Origin of the sequence: Rhodococcus sp. IEGM 1366, assembly GCF_033142425.1 — a bacterium.
In the GTDB taxonomy this organism is placed as follows: Bacteria; Actinomycetota; Actinomycetes; order Mycobacteriales; family Mycobacteriaceae; genus Rhodococcus_F; species Rhodococcus_F globerula.
Genome location: NZ_JAWLRZ010000007.1, coordinates 81,925 through 96,530 on the forward strand (window position 1 = coordinate 81,925; position 14,606 = coordinate 96,530).

Sequence of the window (14,606 nt, forward strand, 5' to 3'; positions counted from 1 at the left end):
GAAGCCTGCGCGGCGCAGGTTTCATCGTCAGCCGAGAAAGCGAAACCAGCATCCCTAGTGGCTTGACCAATTCGCATGCAGCCCAGCATGAATCGCGGCTGACGAAGATCCGTCTCGCTCCACGCGACTCACGGCGGGCAGGCTGTTCAAGTAACGGGAGATTACAAGCCCTGTTCACGTCGGGGTGATGGTGGTGTAGTGGATAGGTGGGGGAACCCGACATGAGGAGCAGACAATCGCCAAGGCATTCAGGGGCGTGGTCAACCTCGACATACGAGACTCCGTCCCGGACTGGGGCCCGTACGAGCAACCTAAAGCACCGCCAGGCTCGCCGAACGTGCTGTACATCGTCCTCGACGACGTCGGATTCGGCGCGCTCGGCTGTTACGGAGGCCCGATTGAGACGCCGAACATCGACAAGATCGCAGCACGCGGACTGCGCTACGGGCAGTGGCACACCACAGCCCTGTGCTCGCCGACTCGGTCCTGCCTACTGACGGGCCGTAATCACACAACCAACGGGATGGCCTGCATCAGTGAAGCGGCCATCGGATTTCCGAGCGCAAACGGGCACATTCCACCGCAGTGCGCCACCCTCGCCGAGGTCCTCGTCGAGCAGGGTTTCAGCACTGCAATGGTAGGCAAGTGGCACCTGTGCGCCGAGGATGAGATGAATCTCGCTTCCACCAAACATAATTGGCCGATCGGCCGCGGCTTCGACCGCTTCTACGGCTTCCTCGGCGCCGAGACCAACCAGTGGTATCCCGACCTGATCCACGACAACCACCCCGTCCAGCAACCGGCCACACCGGAGGAGGGCTACCACTTCAGCGTCGACATCACCGACAAAGCTATTCAGTACTTCGACGACGTCAAGGCAATCGCTCCCGAACGGCCGGTTTTCCTCTACTACGCCCCGGGGTGTGCGCACGCCCCGCACCAAGTACCGCGTGAGTGGGCCGACCGCTATCGGGGCCGGTTCGACGACGGCTACGAGGCGATGCGCGAGCAGATCCTGGCCCGGCAGAAGGAAATGGGCCTTGTCCCCGCCGACACCGAGCTACCGCCCCTCAATCCGATCGGCACTCCCGACTCGCGCACCGGTCCGGACGGACAGCCATTCCCACCACTGGATTTCACCCGCCCCTGGGATACCCTCTCCGCCGACGAGAAGCGACTGTTCGCCCGGATGGCAGAGGTATATGCGGGGTTCCTGTCGCACTGCGACAACCAGATCGGCCGACTACTGGACTACCTCGAACAGGTCGAGCAACTCGACAACACCATCATCATGCTGGTCTCCGACAACGGCGCCAGTGGCGAGGGAGGTCCGAACGGCTCGGTAAACGAGAACAAAATCGCTAATGGCGTGCCGGACGATCTTGCTGAAAACCTCTCCATGCTGGACGAACTCGGCAGTACCAAGACCTACAACCACTACCCGAACGGGTGGGCGATGGGCTTCAATGCCCCGTTCAAGATGTGGAAGCGATACTCGTTCAACGGCGGAACCTGCGACCCGTGCATCATCTCGTGGCCGGCCGGGATTGCCGCCCGAGGGGAAACCCGTGATCAGTACCACCACGCCATCGATCTGGTTCCGACCGTGTTGGACTGCCTCGGACTCGAGCTGCCCGACGCCGTGAAGGGTTACACCCAGCATCCGTTGCAGGGCGTGAGCATGCGCTACAGCTTCGACGCGGCCACGATCCCGACAGCCAAACACACCCAGTTCTACTCGATGCTAGGCACCCGAGGCATCTGGCACGACGGCTGGAAGGCCGTCACCACCCACCCGGCGATCAGTGGCTGGGCCCGGTTCCCCGAGGACACCTGGGAGCTCTACCACACCCAGATCGACAGATCCGAGCTGCACGACCTCGCCGCCGAGGAGCCCGGGAGGCTCGCCGAGCTGGTGGGCCTGTGGTTCCACGAAGCCGGCGCCAACCAGGCATTTCCGCTCGACGACCGCTCGGCTGTCGAGATCCTCACCACCCCTCGCCCGCAGCTCGCGGCGCCGCGCAACCGCTACGTCTACCGGGCGGGTGGCGCCGAGGTCCCCGAGTCCGTTGCCGTCAACATTCGCAACCGCTCCTACTCGATCGGCGCGTTGGTCGATCTCCCGAACCCAGGGGCATCCGGGGTGCTCTTCTCGCACGGCAGCCGCTTCGGCGGCCACTCCCTCTATGTCAAGGACAACCGCCTGCACTACGTCTACAACTTCCTCGGCAGCGAACAGCAGCGGATTGTCGCCGGCGAGGATCTGCCGACCGGCGAGAACCTGATCCTGGCCGCCACCTTCGACAAAGACGGTGAGGATCCGCCCGGCACGGCCCACGGCACCCTCGGCCTGTTCTACGGTGACCGGAAGGTCGGCGAGGGTCGAATCCGAACTCAACCAGGCAAGTTCAGCATCGCAGGCGAAGGTCTCAGTGCCGGCCGCGCCATCGGGGAACCCGTCACCGACGACTACCCGGGCACCGCACCGTGGGCGTTCACCGGAGGCTCCCTGAACCGGATCGTCGTAGACGTCAGTGGAGAACCCTACGTCGACCTCGAACGCGAAGCCGCCGCCATGCTCTCCCGCGAATAGCAGGACCGTCGTGGAGTGGCAACATCGAGGAGGAATCAGGTTATGCCCGAACACGTTCGATCCGATCTGGACACCGGCGGACAGATCGGTGATCCGCTCCCCAGTTGGCACGACGGTCCGAGTAAGCAAGCAATCCTGGAGTTCGTCGGCCGGGTGACAGATGCCGGCGGGCCAGGAGGTGTCTCCGCCGAAGAGCGAATCGCGGTGTTCGACAACGACGGAACGCTGTGGTGCGAGAAACCGATGCCCATTCAGCTCGACTTCATCCTGCGCCGTCTCGTGGCCATGACTGAGGAGGACCCAGCTCTAGGCACCCGCCAACCCTGGCTCGCGGCCGCCACCCGTGACTACGGCTGGTTCAGCGCTGTCATCGCCGATCACTACCGCGGCAACAATAGCGGGGTGAAGGTGTTCGCCAAAGGGGTGTTGATGGCGTACGCCGATATCACCGTGGAAAAGTTCGAGGCCCTGGCTGACCAATTCTTGTGCACGACAGACCATCCCACCCTAGGACGTACCTATCTGACGTGTGGCTACGTGCCGATGATCGAGTTGCTCCGGTACCTCGACGCGAACAAGTTCCACAATTACATCGTCTCCGGCGGTGGGCGTGACTTCATGCGGCCGATCAGCCAGGGCATGTACGGGGTTCCCCGTCAGCGAGTCATCGGCAGCAGTGCGTCGCTGGTATGGAAAGCCGACGGCCGCGGCGGCACGCTCGTCCATAAACCTGCATTGGACGTGTTGGTCGACGGCCCAGAGAAGCCGGTCCGAATCTGGAGCCGTGTCGGGAGACGGCCCATCCTCGCCGCAGGGAACAGCAACGGCGATATCCCGATGTTGCAGTTCTCGGAGCGAGCGGACCTTCCATCGTTGCAAATACTTGTACAGCACGATGATTCACGTCGCGAGTTCGACTATCGGGAGGGTGCCGAGCAGGCATTCGAACTCGCGGATGCCCGGGCTTGGACCACAGTAAGCATCGAAAACGACTGGAGTGTCGTGTTCCCGAGCTGACCGTAGGGCGCTCAACGGCAACAGTTCAGTAGTCGATATCGCCGTTGCGGTTGAAGAACTTTCCGGTGGGTCCACCGGTGCCTAGTTGGGCCAACATCACCGTCGCATCAGTGCCTTCGGTGATGGTCTGGTGTCCACTGTGGCCGTTGAAGTCGGTACTGGTGTAGCCCGGATCGCTGGCATTGATCCGAAATTCCGGCAGGTTCTTCGCGTATTGGAGAGTCAAAGCGATCACAGCCGCCTTCGAGCTCGCGTACGGCACGGCCCGCACAAAGTGCTCATCGGTACCGGGGGTGGCCAGCGAGCGGGCGAAGCCGACTCCGGAGGCGACATTGACGATCACCGGATTCGACGAGCGTCGCAACAACGGAAGCGCGGCCTGCGTAAGACGCACGACACCAAGGACATTCGTGTCGAATACTTCCTGCATGGCGTCGACGTCGAGGTCGTCGACGCTGAAAGACCTGCCGAGGACGCCAGCGTTGTTTACCAGAACGTCGAGCTCGGGCAGCTGCGCGAGCGTCGCCTCGATGCTGCGCTGATCCGTGACGTCGAGTTGGACGGGGTGAGCGCCGAGGTTCTGCACCTCGGCAGCTGAAGCCAGGTCCCGCATCCCGGCGTAGACGGTGTGGCCGGCGTCGATGAGCCGTCGCGCGGTCTCCAGTCCGAGGCTGCGGTTGGCTCCTGAAATAAGTGTCGTAGTCATGTCCACAACGCTCGCTCAACTTCGGTGCGCGCACCAGGCACCGATCGACGGTGGGACCAGCAGTACTACCCACTGCGCGCCCACAGCGAGCAGGATGAGGGCATGGACGAGTTCGCAAGTGTGCTGCGCGCCTGGCGTGACCGTGTGCAGCCTGAGCACGTCGGTCTGCCACCAGGTACAGGCCGTCGATCCAGAGGGCTTCGCCGGGAAGAGCTCGCGATGCTCGCCGGAATCAGCGTCGACTACATCGTGCGGCTCGAGCAGGGCCGTGCGACCAACCCTTCGGCGCAACTGCTCGGTGCGCTCGCGCGGGCATTGCGCCTGACCGACGAAGAGCGCGACCACCTGTATCGAGTCGCCGGAGTCGCTACTCCGACGCCTGCCTCATTGCCGCGCCACGTGGGTCCGAGCGTCCAGCGGATCGTGGACCGTCTCGGTGACGTGCCGGTCGGCGTCTTCAGCGCCGCGCATGACCTCCTGTTGTGGAATCCGCTCTGGGCAGCACTGCTCGGCGATCCCTCACTGTTGGCCGGGTTTCAGCACAATCTTGTCTGGCGGGTTTTCACCGAGGAGAACACACGTGTCACTCATACCGCCGTCGGAGAAGACGAATTCAGAGCAGATCTGGTCGCGGACTTGAGATCCGCAGTGGGGCGCTACCCCGACGACGCACCGCTCAGGGACCTCGTCGACCGCCTCCTTTCCGAATCCGACGAGTTTGCAGCGCATTGGGAGCAAGCGCACGTGGCCGTGCACCGGTCCAGCCGAAAGATCGTACACACCCGAGCTGTTGGCGACATCACCGTTGACTGCGATGTGCTCAGCGCGCCCGGTAGCGGCGACCTGCGGATCGTCGTCTACACAGTCGCGCCCGGATCCGCCGACGCAGCCAAGCTTGATCTGCTTCGTGTCGCCGGATTGCAGGACCTGACGCATCACTGACGAACACGGCGACACACTCATACGTAGGGCAGCACATTACCCCTGAGGTAATCGACGCAGCGCCGTTGCTCCTGCAACACTCGATTCCAGAGCGAATCTAGCTGAATGTTACTGAGAGACAACCGATTAGTTATACACGCGCTCCTCCGAGAGGCAGGAACCAGACATGAGTGAAAGCTACGTAGTTGGCATCCTCAACAACGTCGCCATGGGAGACGACATCACCGAATACCTCCAGCGCATCGACAGCACCCTCACACCGTTCGAGGGCCGCTTCATCATCCACGGAGGCTTGCCTGACGTCCGCGAGGGACAATGGTCGGGCGATCTCATCATCCTCCGATTCCCCACGTCCGCTGCGGCCCAACACTGGTATACATCGGACGCCTACCAAGCTATCGCTCCGCTTCGAATCAATAACTCGACTGGCACGGTGGCTTTTTTCGAAGGCGTAAACCAAAACCACCGAGCAACCGACATTCTCTTCTGACTGAATCTCAAACCCATTCCCCCGCAGACTTACTCGAGGTTCCTCAAGTCGCACACGATGCAAATCGAATGTGCCCGATATGTCTCTTGATTCGAATAGGTGTTCGAGTATAATTGAGGTCACGGGTGGGGAGGCCTTGATGACTACGGTGAACGATTTTGTTTCGGTGGGGGATGTTGTCGCTGGTTCCGCGACGGGTGTGCGGGGCAGGCTGTGGCGATTGCGACCGGCCGAGGTTCGGGATGTTGCTGTCTCCGTTTCTGCGGAAATCCTTCGGCTGGAGGCGATTCGGGTTGCCGCAGTAGATGAGTTGGCGCTCAATCCTGATGAGCAGGTGCTCTGCTACCGCGGTGTGGGGCGCTGGTTGGCGGCGAATACGATGCTGCAGAACGCGGCCGGCAACAAGATCGCCGCACTCGGTGCCGCACTGCGGTCCTTCCCGGATATTGCTGCGCAGTTCGAGGCCGGTGACCTCTCGCTCGATCATGCGGCAATAATCGTCGCCTTCTGTGAATCCCCACCAAAAGGTATGCCTACGACTGCTTTACCGTCCTGCATGAAGACTCTTCTCGCTGCGGCGTCGGGGGTGGAGGCGACCACCACTAAACTCCGCTACGCGATTGCGGTCCTGGAGCGGATTTTCGAATCCGACGACACACCACCCGGTGAGGACGATGATCTCAATGTGTTACGGATTGCTCCGACGCTCAACGGTCGGGTCGCGATCAAGGGCGATTTCGATGCGTTGACTGGTGAAATGTTGTTGTCGGCGCTGTCGGGTTTGTCGATGCCGAAACCGGCTGCCGACGGAACTCCGGATCAGCGGTCGGCAGCCAAACGCACCGCCGACGCCTTCACGGAGTTGATTCGCCGCTATCTGGATAATGCTGTGACCGGGGTGGATGGTGGTCAGCGTCCGCATGTGAATGTGCATATCACTGCGAAAGATCTTGCCGAGCATCGGGAATGCGCCGCCATGCGCAGCGATGTCGCGGTGGATTTCGGTGAGCCTGATGTCGAGGATCTTGATGTCGGGTACATGCCCTGGATGGGACCGCTCAGTGTGAGCCTGACCCGGATGCTCGCCTGCGACTGCGTGCTCTCCACCGTCCTGATGGACGGCAACGGCGCACCGCTCGATGCGACCCCGCACAAACGCCTCGTCACACCCGAACAGCGCACCGCGTTGATTGCCCGGGACAAAGGCTGCGCCTTCCCTAATTGCGACGCCGTACCTGCTTGGTGCGATGCGCACCATATAAAGCCGTGGTCGGTGGGCGGTCTGACGGTAATGGACAACCTCACCCTCCTCTGCCGCAGCCACCACCGATTGATCCACAGCACCAGCGGATTCCGCGGAATCTGGGAAATCAAAATGGGCGACGACCATCAACCGTGGTTCATCCCACCAGCTGCGATCGATCCGAAACAACGACGCCGCCGCTCCACCACCCGCCAAGGGCCAGTCCATCGAGACTGAATCCGGCCCTGCCGGAACTGAACACTGCGCGTTTGCTTCGCATCACCAGAATGCCGATGCGAAGCCCACACGCATGTCCCGCCCCTACGATCATCGCTAGCGCATTCGCAGCAGGAGTGTCAAAGCCGACCGCGCCGCTTGCACTCGTGACAATACAATCGTCATGCTCCGAGCTGTATCGAAATTCCGGTGCACGCCATCGTTAGCCTGAAACTCTGCCCGGCAGTGCAGTACTACTGCACGGTGTGTGGTCATCGAGCTATGGCCAGGGGTGCGCCGAGGACTTTGTGAATCAGGCGTTGGCGTTCACGGCGTAGGCGGGTGTCGAGTGCGGTGGCAGGTTCGTGTAGGTCGATGTCCTCGACGGTGATCACTTTCGTGTCGTCGAGGACTTGTTCGAGAGTCATGACTCGATCGCGCAGGATCCATAGTTCTTCGGTGAGGGCGGTGACCATACGGGCGAGTTCGTCGTTGGTGGTGTTGTGAAGGTAGGACGGGCTGGCCATGGGAAAGTCCTTCTTTAGGAGTGGTTCTCGGAAGAGGAATGCTCAGGCCGGTTTGACCCCGCGGGTGACCCACGGGTAGTTGCCGGGGCCGACGCCGAACTCTTCGACGTCGACGAAACCGGCGTCGCGCAGCAACTGAGCCCGATCCTGCAGGAGTGCACCGCGCCAGAACGGCTCGTCCCGGTTTTCGGTTTCCCAATCCAGGACCACGCACCGGAACAACGAATCCTGGTAGCGGTAGGGGGCGACATCGGCGATGAGAATTTCCCCGCCTGCCTTGGTGACTCGGAACGATTCGGCGAGGATGTCCTTCGCGGCGGGTACCGGTACCTCGTGCAGCAGGATGAACGCCGTGGTCAGGTCGAAGGTGTTGTCCTCGTACGGGGTGGCCTCGCACGCTGCTTGCCGCAGGTCCCATTCGAAGCCGTTGCGGGCAGCGATCAACTTCGCATGCTCGAGTTCGGTGCGGCCGAGGTCGACACCGGAGATCTTTGCGTCCGGGTAGGCATTTTGGATGGCGCAGGCGTAGCGTCCGGTGCCGATTCCCATTTCCAGGATGCGATCGTAGTGCTCAGCGCGGCCCTGCTGAGCGGCGGTGAACCGCTGATCAGCGAACGACTCACCCGGTTTGACCGCACCGATACCACCGGTGGCGAAGAGCAGGTCGTACACGTAGTCGTGGATCATGAAGCCCATGCGCTCGTGGCCTTCCCAGCCGCCGGGCGCGAGGTGGAACTCGGTCTCGCTCCAGTACTTTGGTGGCACGAGCCTGGGATCGAACACGATCGTTCCACCCTTGTCCGCGTTCGCGGCGTATTCGGCTTCGACGATGTCACAGCCGTCGTCGTACGCTTCTCGAGCGGCGAGGAACTGTCGTTCGCCGGAGAACCGGGTGTAGAAGCGGTCCCAGGTGTAGTTCTGCGACTGCTCGAGCAGTGCGGCGGCGGCGCGGATCCGTTGCTGTTCACCGCCAGGGAGTTCGACGCCGTCGAGGAGGACGTCGAGGTCGTGCGCCGCTTTGGCTTGCAGTTCCTTCCCGCTCCACGCGGCGAGGTCGGCAAGGAAGTTGAAATTGGCGCGGCCACGTTGTTTGAGTCCTGTTGCCATCGGCTCAGACCTTCCCTTCGAAATATGTTGTGGGCAATAGTCGAACGGTGGTGGGATTACCCGCGCAGTTGGTTCATCAACTCGGTCAGGCTGCCACCATGCGCAAGCGCGATGGCCTGCTCCGCGATGATCGAGGCCTGCTCCGCGCCGAGCTTGGAATCGGCGTTGAGCTTGAATTTGGTGACGAGTTCCTCTGCGGAGAGCGGGTTTCCGGGACCACCACGATTGAAGTCCACTCGGACTTCGTGACGGCTTCCATCCGTGGTGACCACGCGCAGCACAGCCGGAAACTGGTAAGGGTAGATTTTGTTGCAGCGCTCGTCCTCGACGCAGGTGACTTTGGCTGCAAGCGCCAGTCGCTGCTCGTCTTGTGCCGCTTCATCAGTGAAATCGTGGTGGCCGACTCCCAGACCGCTACCGCCCGACAGTGCTGCCGCGACGGTGTACGGCCCGCTGAAGGCGGCGTGGTAACCCGACCTGGGACGGGCCTTCTCCTCGACCGGCTGCGCGATCGTGCGCAGGATGGGACCGGAAACACCGAGTTCGATCGACTCTATCTGCTCAGGCAACACTCCCTGTGCGCGAATTTCGAGAGCGGCATCAATACCTGCGTGCGTGAAGTGGTTGCACGGGTACGGCTTGAAGAAAACACCGGGCAATTCCCAATGCTCACCAAGACGATCGACTACCGCAGCGGCATTCGATCGCTCGCCGCAGTAGGCGTAAAGGAATCCGAAGCGACCTTCGATCACCGTTGGCGGCCCCGTCAGTCCATTCTTGGCCAATTCTGCAGCGCTCACACCCGAGTGCGCCGCCCACCCACAGTGTGCGCGCTTGACAGTGCCACCAGTCCTGTTGGCTTCGATGAGGCCGGCACCCATGCTGGCGGCGATGCCCGCCGCATGGGCGATCTGATCGGCAGTAAGACGGTAAACCATGGCGGCTGCAACTGCCGCACCAATGGCGCCACAGATCGAGGTGGCGTGCAGGCCACGCTCGAAGAACTCGGAGTTGCCCAATTCCTCGTCATATCCGCCCATTCCGAGACGAACAGCCACCTCGATACCGACACCGGAGGCGTCGAGCATCGCCTCGGCAGAGGCGCCGATCGCTTCCGCGACGGCGAGCGCTGCGGGAATGACCGAGGCCGAAGGATGCAGGACGGAGGGAAGATGTGTGTCGTCCGAGTCCATCGAGTGTGCCAACGTGCCGTTGACCAAAGCTGCTGCTGCGGCTGGGAATTTGGCGCCGGTACCGATGCCGGTCGCGAACTCGTGGCCGCCCCAGTTCTTGACGACGGCTGTCACGGCCTTGGCCGGTGTTTCGTCACGAGCGGCGACGCTGTTGCCGAGCAGATCCAGCACGCGCCGGGCTACATCTTCACGCAGGTCTTTCGACAATCCGGACTCGGACACGCCGAACGCCAAGGCCGCCAGCTGCTGGACAACGGTCAACTCCGTGTCGATCGCGACGCTCATGCGCTCAGGACCGCGACGGGACGGACCGGGGAGCCGGTACCGCCGACAATACGCAGCGGCGCCATCACGAAGGTGAACTCCGTCAGACCCTGTTCGGACGCATCTTCCATGTTGAGGTGCTCGATGATATGAATACCATTTACCACCAGAAGGATTCGGTGCACGGGAAGAACGCTGTGCCCCGAGCCGGCCGGAATATGCTCATATGCAGTGGTATCGGAACCGGTGGCTACGATGCCGAAGCTTGCCAACCACTGCGCGGCTTCGACATTGGGTCCCGGCACACCGTCGGTCTGCCCGAGATAGACGTCCTGGTCTCCGAAGTGCCGTGCCCAACCGCTGCGCACCAGCACCACGTCGCCCTTCTGCGGAACCACACCGGCTGCCTCAGCAGCGCCCTCGAGGTCCTCCGCCGTGATCGCATATCCGGCAGGCAGAGTATCGACGCCATGCAGCTTTGCTACATCCAGAAGCAGGCCGCGCGTCATCATGAACGGAATCTGCTCGGCGCCTTTGTCTTTGAAACGTCCACCGGCCTGAGCCTCGAACGCGTCGACGTCTCCGTTGAGCTTTCCGCAGTCGCTGACATGCGAAAGCGCATCGACATGGGTACCGACGTGGCCGCCGGTCACAATGATTTCATTAGCAGCGGAACCCCCATCTGGGCGAACCATGTCGCCGTGACGACGAATCAGCGTCATCCGGAAGCCCGGATGATTCGGAGAGCACGGCATCCCGGTGAAATAGGGGTGTCCCAACTCGATCGAACGCACGCCGGTGGAAACCACCCCGAGCAACGGATCTGTGGTGGTGGGTGCTGTCATGACAACTCCTGAGAGATTCTGGGAGGAAATGTGATTCGCCGAGTCTGAATGTCGACTCGGCCGGTGACAAGGTCAGGATGAGACGTGATCGTGCCGGGCGAGCGAGAGAACGACGCGCGCTTGTTCAACGACGGCAGGATCGATAAATCGACCATTTGCGTCAAGCAAGGCGGACGAACCGTCCTCGGCGGCCTGCTGTGCTGCATCGACGATGGCCTGCGCGGCGGCAACCTCGGCGTCGGTAGGGGTGAAAACATCGTTGACGATCGGGATCTGAGTGGGATGAATAACGGTGCGGCCGTGAAAACCACACTCCCGTGAGCGAATACTCGATGCGCGAAGTCCATCCAGATCTCGCACGTGCGTCCACACGCTTTGGGCAGGTGAGGGTAATCCCGCTGCGCGCGCGGCAGTTACGAGCCAACCCCTCGCCCAGTCCAAGCCGCCGGGGCCGACGCGAAGATCCGCCGACAGATCGGCTTCGCCGAGACTGATTCCCACGACGGAAGGATGAGCACGGGCAAGCACCGGCGCTTCGAGCAGTCCGAGTGCTGTCTCGAGAATCAATTGAATCGGGAGCCGAGACGCTTCCGCGATTGCGCGCACCGACTCTACCGATTCCGCTTTGGGCACACGCAGCCCGGCAATTGCAGAACCAGCTAGAGCGGCGACGTCGTCATCATGCCACGGACTTCCCGCTTGGTTGATCCGGACCCAAATCTCCGGCGCATCAACAGCATTCCCACGATCTTTCGCGATCGTGACTGCATTGACTCTGGCCTGGTCCTTCGACTCGGCCGGGACTGCATCCTCGAGGTCGATGATCACGGCGTCGGCACCGCTGCCGAGCGCCTTCGGTATCAATCCCGCCTTATGCCCGGGGACATACAGCCAGGAACGTGCGGGTGCTCTCATAGTTACTTTCTCGCGATCGGGTCAGGGAGACCACCTCGCCATCCGAGTGCGCGGGAAACGCGGTCGGATGCCGCGATGATCATGTCCCGGTGGGACTGGCGGAATTCCTCGGTCATTCTCAGCGCCGGGCCGCAGACCGAGAGCGCGCCGACAACTCGTCCGTCCAGGTCGAAAACCGGGGCTGCCATCGACGCGGCATCTTCCTGTCGCTCGCCGGTCGACTGCGAGTATCCGAAGCGTTGTATCTGTGTCAATACGTCACCGAGAACGGCCGGGTCGGTAATCGTCTGCGAGGTCAGTGCCGAAAGTTCCTGTGCAAGAACTTCTTCGATCTGTTCGGGCGGCAAGAAGGCCAGGATACAACGTCCTGAGCTACCACTGTGAAGCGGGAAGCGGCGCCCCAGTTCCACCGACATCTTGATATCACGCTGACTTTCGATCTGGTCGAGGTATACGCGTCCACCCCCGACCAGCGCTGACAGTGTCGCCGTTTCATCGGTGAGCCGGGCAATGTCCTCGAGCACCGGACGCGCCACTTCGCGTAGCGGCGAGGTGCGAAGTGCACGGGCTCCGAGGGCGGCGGCGGCCGGCCCCAGCGAATAGCCACGGTCAGCGCCACCGGCGACAAGTAGGCCCCGGTCGACAAAGCTGGTGAGCACACGATGCACCACCGCCTTCGACAAATCCAAATCGCGAGCGATCTTGGAAACGCCGAGGGTTTCTTCGCCATCGACGAAGAGCAAGAGAATGTCGGCGGCTCGATCCGCCGAGGTAGTGCCCTGGGTAACCACTGGGCTGCCGCCTTTCAACTGTGCTCGACCGATTGTGCACTTCAATGTATAGCACCGTTTCCATCAGCGGAACACTGACACGCTCAGATGTCGATCCGCTCGATCGCATCGCTAACCCGCACGTAACATTCGTTTTGTAAGATCAACGTTGACCTGCAGTGAAGTACTGTGAAAGAGTCTGAGCATCGATTCCGCGGTATCGTTTCTCTCAGCGGAACATCTGATTGAGGCGAAGGTTCAACGCTTTCACGGCACGTCTACGCTGCGCCGCATGCAGCACGGTAAAAGGAGGCATGGTCCCGCCATGAACGCACCAGCATCGAATTCCGAAGGGCCCGATCTCGTCGTAGCGGGCGCCGGCGGTGGACTGGCCGCAGCACTCCGGGCCGCCCAACTCGGACTCGACGTTCTTGTCGTAGAAGCCAGCGAACATTTCCGTCGCGGTAACAACACATCGATGTCCACAGCGATGATCCCCGGGGCCGGATCACGCTGGCAGGCAACCGAGGGCATAGACGATTCCCCAGAGCAGTTCGTTGCCGACATCATGCGGAAGACAAAAGGCTCCGCAGATGCACGCTTGACCAAAGCCATGGCCGAAGTCAGCGCCCCGTTGGTGGAATGGATGGCCGACCACCTGGCCATTCCTCTGACCCTGGTCACCGACTTCTCTTACCCCGGCCACTCGGCATTTCGCTGCCACACCGTCGAAGGCCGTCACGGCTCGATCCTCCTGGATCATCTTGCACAGGCGGTCTCGACGAACGACAAGATCGACCTCCTCGCTCCTGGCAGGTTGACTGAAGTCCTGCTCGACGACGATCAAGCTGTGCGCGCAGTGGTCATACAGATGCCCGACGGAAGCACCGAGGAAATCACTACTCGTGCAGTAGTTCTGGCGACAAACGGCTATGGCGGAAGCCCCGAACTTGTTCGTGAACTGATTCCCGAGATCGCCGACGCCCGATACCACGGCAGTGAAACCTCGCTCGGTGACGCGCTGCGGATCGGAGCTGAACTCGGCGCGGACTCTGCATTCCTCGATGCATACCAAGGACACGCGGCACTGTCGAAGAAGGCGACCACCCTGGTCGGATGGGCCACGATCATGCACGGCGGTATCGTTCTCGGACAGGACGGTCGACGCTTCGGCGACGAAACCACCGGATACTCCGAATACGCCGCCACATTGGCTGCGCAACCCGGTTCCGAAGGTTGGATCGTCATCGACCAGGCCATCTTCGACAAGTGTTTGGCCTTCACCGACTTTCAGCAGACAGTCGACTCCGGAGCAATCGTCTGGGCAGACACCGCCGATGATCTGGCGCAGGTCACCGGGCTCCCTGCCGAAGCCGTCACACTGGAACTTTCTGATATCGACGCCATCTCGCGCGGTGAGTCCATTGATTCGCACGGCCGAACCTACTTCGCCAATCCACTTGTCGCGCCGTATGCGGCAGTCAAGATTGTCCCCGCACTGTTCCACACCCAGGGCGGACTGGTCGTCGACGAGCACGCCCGCGTACTACGCCCCAACGGCTCCCCCATCACCGGTCTCTACGCCTCAGGTGGCGCGGCAATGGGCATTTCCGGACACGGCGCCTCCGGATACCTGGCGGGCAACGGCTTGCTGCCCGCGTTGGGCCTGGCCTACCTAGCCGCCAATAACATTGCGGCACAAAACCGCTAACTCCACTAAACCTCAATCACCTGAACTGCTCCGGCGGCCGAAATCGGCCGACGACGAAAGGATTCTC

General features: G+C 61.8%; 13 protein-coding genes. 6 read left to right on the plus strand and 7 right to left on the minus strand.

What is annotated here, in order from left to right; genetic code table 11:
• Positions 1-235 precede the first annotated feature (235 nt).
• Together R4P64_RS21505 and R4P64_RS21510 are read left to right on the plus strand one after the other, a co-directional pair.
• Positions 236-2,593, plus strand: coding sequence for an arylsulfatase (locus tag R4P64_RS21505; protein WP_317541056.1), 2,358 nt, complete (start codon positions 236-238; stop codon positions 2,591-2,593).
• A 42-nt stretch (positions 2,594-2,635) separates the two neighbouring features.
• Complete coding sequence (locus R4P64_RS21510; RefSeq protein ID WP_317822639.1) at positions 2,636-3,610, plus strand: HAD family hydrolase; 975 nt, start codon at positions 2,636-2,638, stop codon at positions 3,608-3,610.
• 25 nt (positions 3,611-3,635) lie between these two features.
• Here R4P64_RS21510 and R4P64_RS21515 read toward each other — a convergent pair whose 3' ends face one another.
• Positions 3,636-4,316, minus strand: coding sequence for an SDR family NAD(P)-dependent oxidoreductase (locus R4P64_RS21515; protein ID WP_317822641.1), 681 nt, complete (start codon positions 4,314-4,316; stop codon positions 3,636-3,638).
• Positions 4,317-4,418: 102 nt separating this feature from the next.
• On the opposite strand from R4P64_RS21515, the gene R4P64_RS21520 reads away from it, so the two are divergent.
• The 3 genes from R4P64_RS21520 to R4P64_RS21530 all read left to right on the plus strand — a co-directional run bounded on the left by R4P64_RS21520 (position 4,419) and on the right by R4P64_RS21530 (position 7,228).
• Entirely contained in the window at positions 4,419-5,258 is an 840-nt protein-coding gene (locus tag R4P64_RS21520; RefSeq protein ID WP_317822643.1) for a helix-turn-helix transcriptional regulator, read from the plus strand.
• Between the two features lie 166 nt (positions 5,259-5,424).
• Positions 5,425-5,748: a DUF1330 domain-containing protein gene (locus R4P64_RS21525; protein WP_317822645.1), complete on the plus strand. Its 324-nt coding sequence runs from the start codon at positions 5,425-5,427 to the stop codon at positions 5,746-5,748.
• Positions 5,749-5,887: 139 nt separating this feature from the next.
• Positions 5,888-7,228: an HNH endonuclease signature motif containing protein gene (locus tag R4P64_RS21530; RefSeq protein WP_317822647.1), complete on the plus strand. Its 1,341-nt coding sequence runs from the start codon at positions 5,888-5,890 to the stop codon at positions 7,226-7,228.
• Positions 7,229-7,479: 251 nt separating this feature from the next.
• Here the strand turns inward: R4P64_RS21530 and R4P64_RS21535 are convergent, their stop codons facing one another.
• From R4P64_RS21535 to R4P64_RS21560, 6 genes are all read right to left on the minus strand, one after another.
• Positions 7,480-7,734, minus strand: coding sequence for a hypothetical protein (locus R4P64_RS21535; RefSeq protein ID WP_045064453.1), 255 nt, complete (start codon positions 7,732-7,734; stop codon positions 7,480-7,482).
• A gap of 42 nt (positions 7,735-7,776) precedes the next feature.
• Complete coding sequence (locus R4P64_RS21540; protein WP_045064456.1) at positions 7,777-8,841, minus strand: class I SAM-dependent methyltransferase; 1,065 nt, start codon at positions 8,839-8,841, stop codon at positions 7,777-7,779.
• 56 nt (positions 8,842-8,897) lie between these two features.
• Positions 8,898-10,319 carry an MmgE/PrpD family protein gene (locus tag R4P64_RS21545; RefSeq protein WP_317822649.1) on the minus strand — a complete coding sequence of 474 codons (1,422 nt, stop codon included), beginning with the start codon at positions 10,317-10,319 and terminating at the stop codon, positions 8,898-8,900.
• Positions 10,316-11,143 carry a cyclase family protein gene (locus R4P64_RS21550; protein ID WP_317541062.1) on the minus strand — a complete coding sequence of 276 codons (828 nt, stop codon included), beginning with the start codon at positions 11,141-11,143 and terminating at the stop codon, positions 10,316-10,318. The genes R4P64_RS21545 and R4P64_RS21550 overlap by 4 nt, the downstream gene beginning before the upstream one ends.
• A gap of 72 nt (positions 11,144-11,215) precedes the next feature.
• On the minus strand, positions 11,216-12,058 hold the full coding sequence (locus R4P64_RS21555; protein WP_317822650.1) for a CoA ester lyase: 843 nt from the start codon (positions 12,056-12,058) through the stop codon (positions 11,216-11,218).
• Between the two features lie 2 nt (positions 12,059-12,060).
• Positions 12,061-12,849 carry an IclR family transcriptional regulator gene (locus tag R4P64_RS21560; RefSeq protein WP_045064464.1) on the minus strand — a complete coding sequence of 263 codons (789 nt, stop codon included), beginning with the start codon at positions 12,847-12,849 and terminating at the stop codon, positions 12,061-12,063.
• 304 nt (positions 12,850-13,153) lie between these two features.
• Between R4P64_RS21560 and R4P64_RS21565 the strand changes: the two genes are divergently transcribed.
• Positions 13,154-14,539 (plus strand): FAD-binding protein, encoded by a 1,386-nt coding sequence (locus tag R4P64_RS21565; RefSeq protein WP_317822651.1) that lies wholly within the window; start codon positions 13,154-13,156, stop codon positions 14,537-14,539.
• Positions 14,540-14,606 lie beyond the last annotated feature (67 nt).

What these genes read in the sequence shown, in the direction of transcription:
- R4P64_RS21545 (WP_317822649.1), bottom strand. Translation starts at nt 10,319, where the DNA reads ATGAGCGTCGCGATCGACACGGAGTTGACCGTTGTCCAGCAGCTGGCG.
- R4P64_RS21565 (WP_317822651.1), top strand. Translation starts at nt 13,154, where the DNA reads ATGAACGCACCAGCATCGAATTCCGAAGGGCCCGATCTCGTCGTAGCG.
- R4P64_RS21540 (WP_045064456.1), bottom strand. Translation starts at nt 8,841, where the DNA reads ATGGCAACAGGACTCAAACAACGTGGCCGCGCCAATTTCAACTTCCTT.
- R4P64_RS21550 (WP_317541062.1), bottom strand. Translation starts at nt 11,143, where the DNA reads ATGACAGCACCCACCACCACAGATCCGTTGCTCGGGGTGGTTTCCACC.
- R4P64_RS21535 (WP_045064453.1), bottom strand. Translation starts at nt 7,734, where the DNA reads ATGGCCAGCCCGTCCTACCTTCACAACACCACCAACGACGAACTCGCC.
- R4P64_RS21520 (WP_317822643.1), top strand. Translation starts at nt 4,419, where the DNA reads ATGGACGAGTTCGCAAGTGTGCTGCGCGCCTGGCGTGACCGTGTGCAG.
- R4P64_RS21555 (WP_317822650.1), bottom strand. Translation starts at nt 12,058, where the DNA reads ATGAGAGCACCCGCACGTTCCTGGCTGTATGTCCCCGGGCATAAGGCG.
- R4P64_RS21525 (WP_317822645.1), top strand. Translation starts at nt 5,425, where the DNA reads ATGAGTGAAAGCTACGTAGTTGGCATCCTCAACAACGTCGCCATGGGA.
- R4P64_RS21530 (WP_317822647.1), top strand. Translation starts at nt 5,888, where the DNA reads ATGACTACGGTGAACGATTTTGTTTCGGTGGGGGATGTTGTCGCTGGT.
- R4P64_RS21510 (WP_317822639.1), top strand. Translation starts at nt 2,636, where the DNA reads ATGCCCGAACACGTTCGATCCGATCTGGACACCGGCGGACAGATCGGT.
- R4P64_RS21515 (WP_317822641.1), bottom strand. Translation starts at nt 4,316, where the DNA reads ATGACTACGACACTTATTTCAGGAGCCAACCGCAGCCTCGGACTGGAG.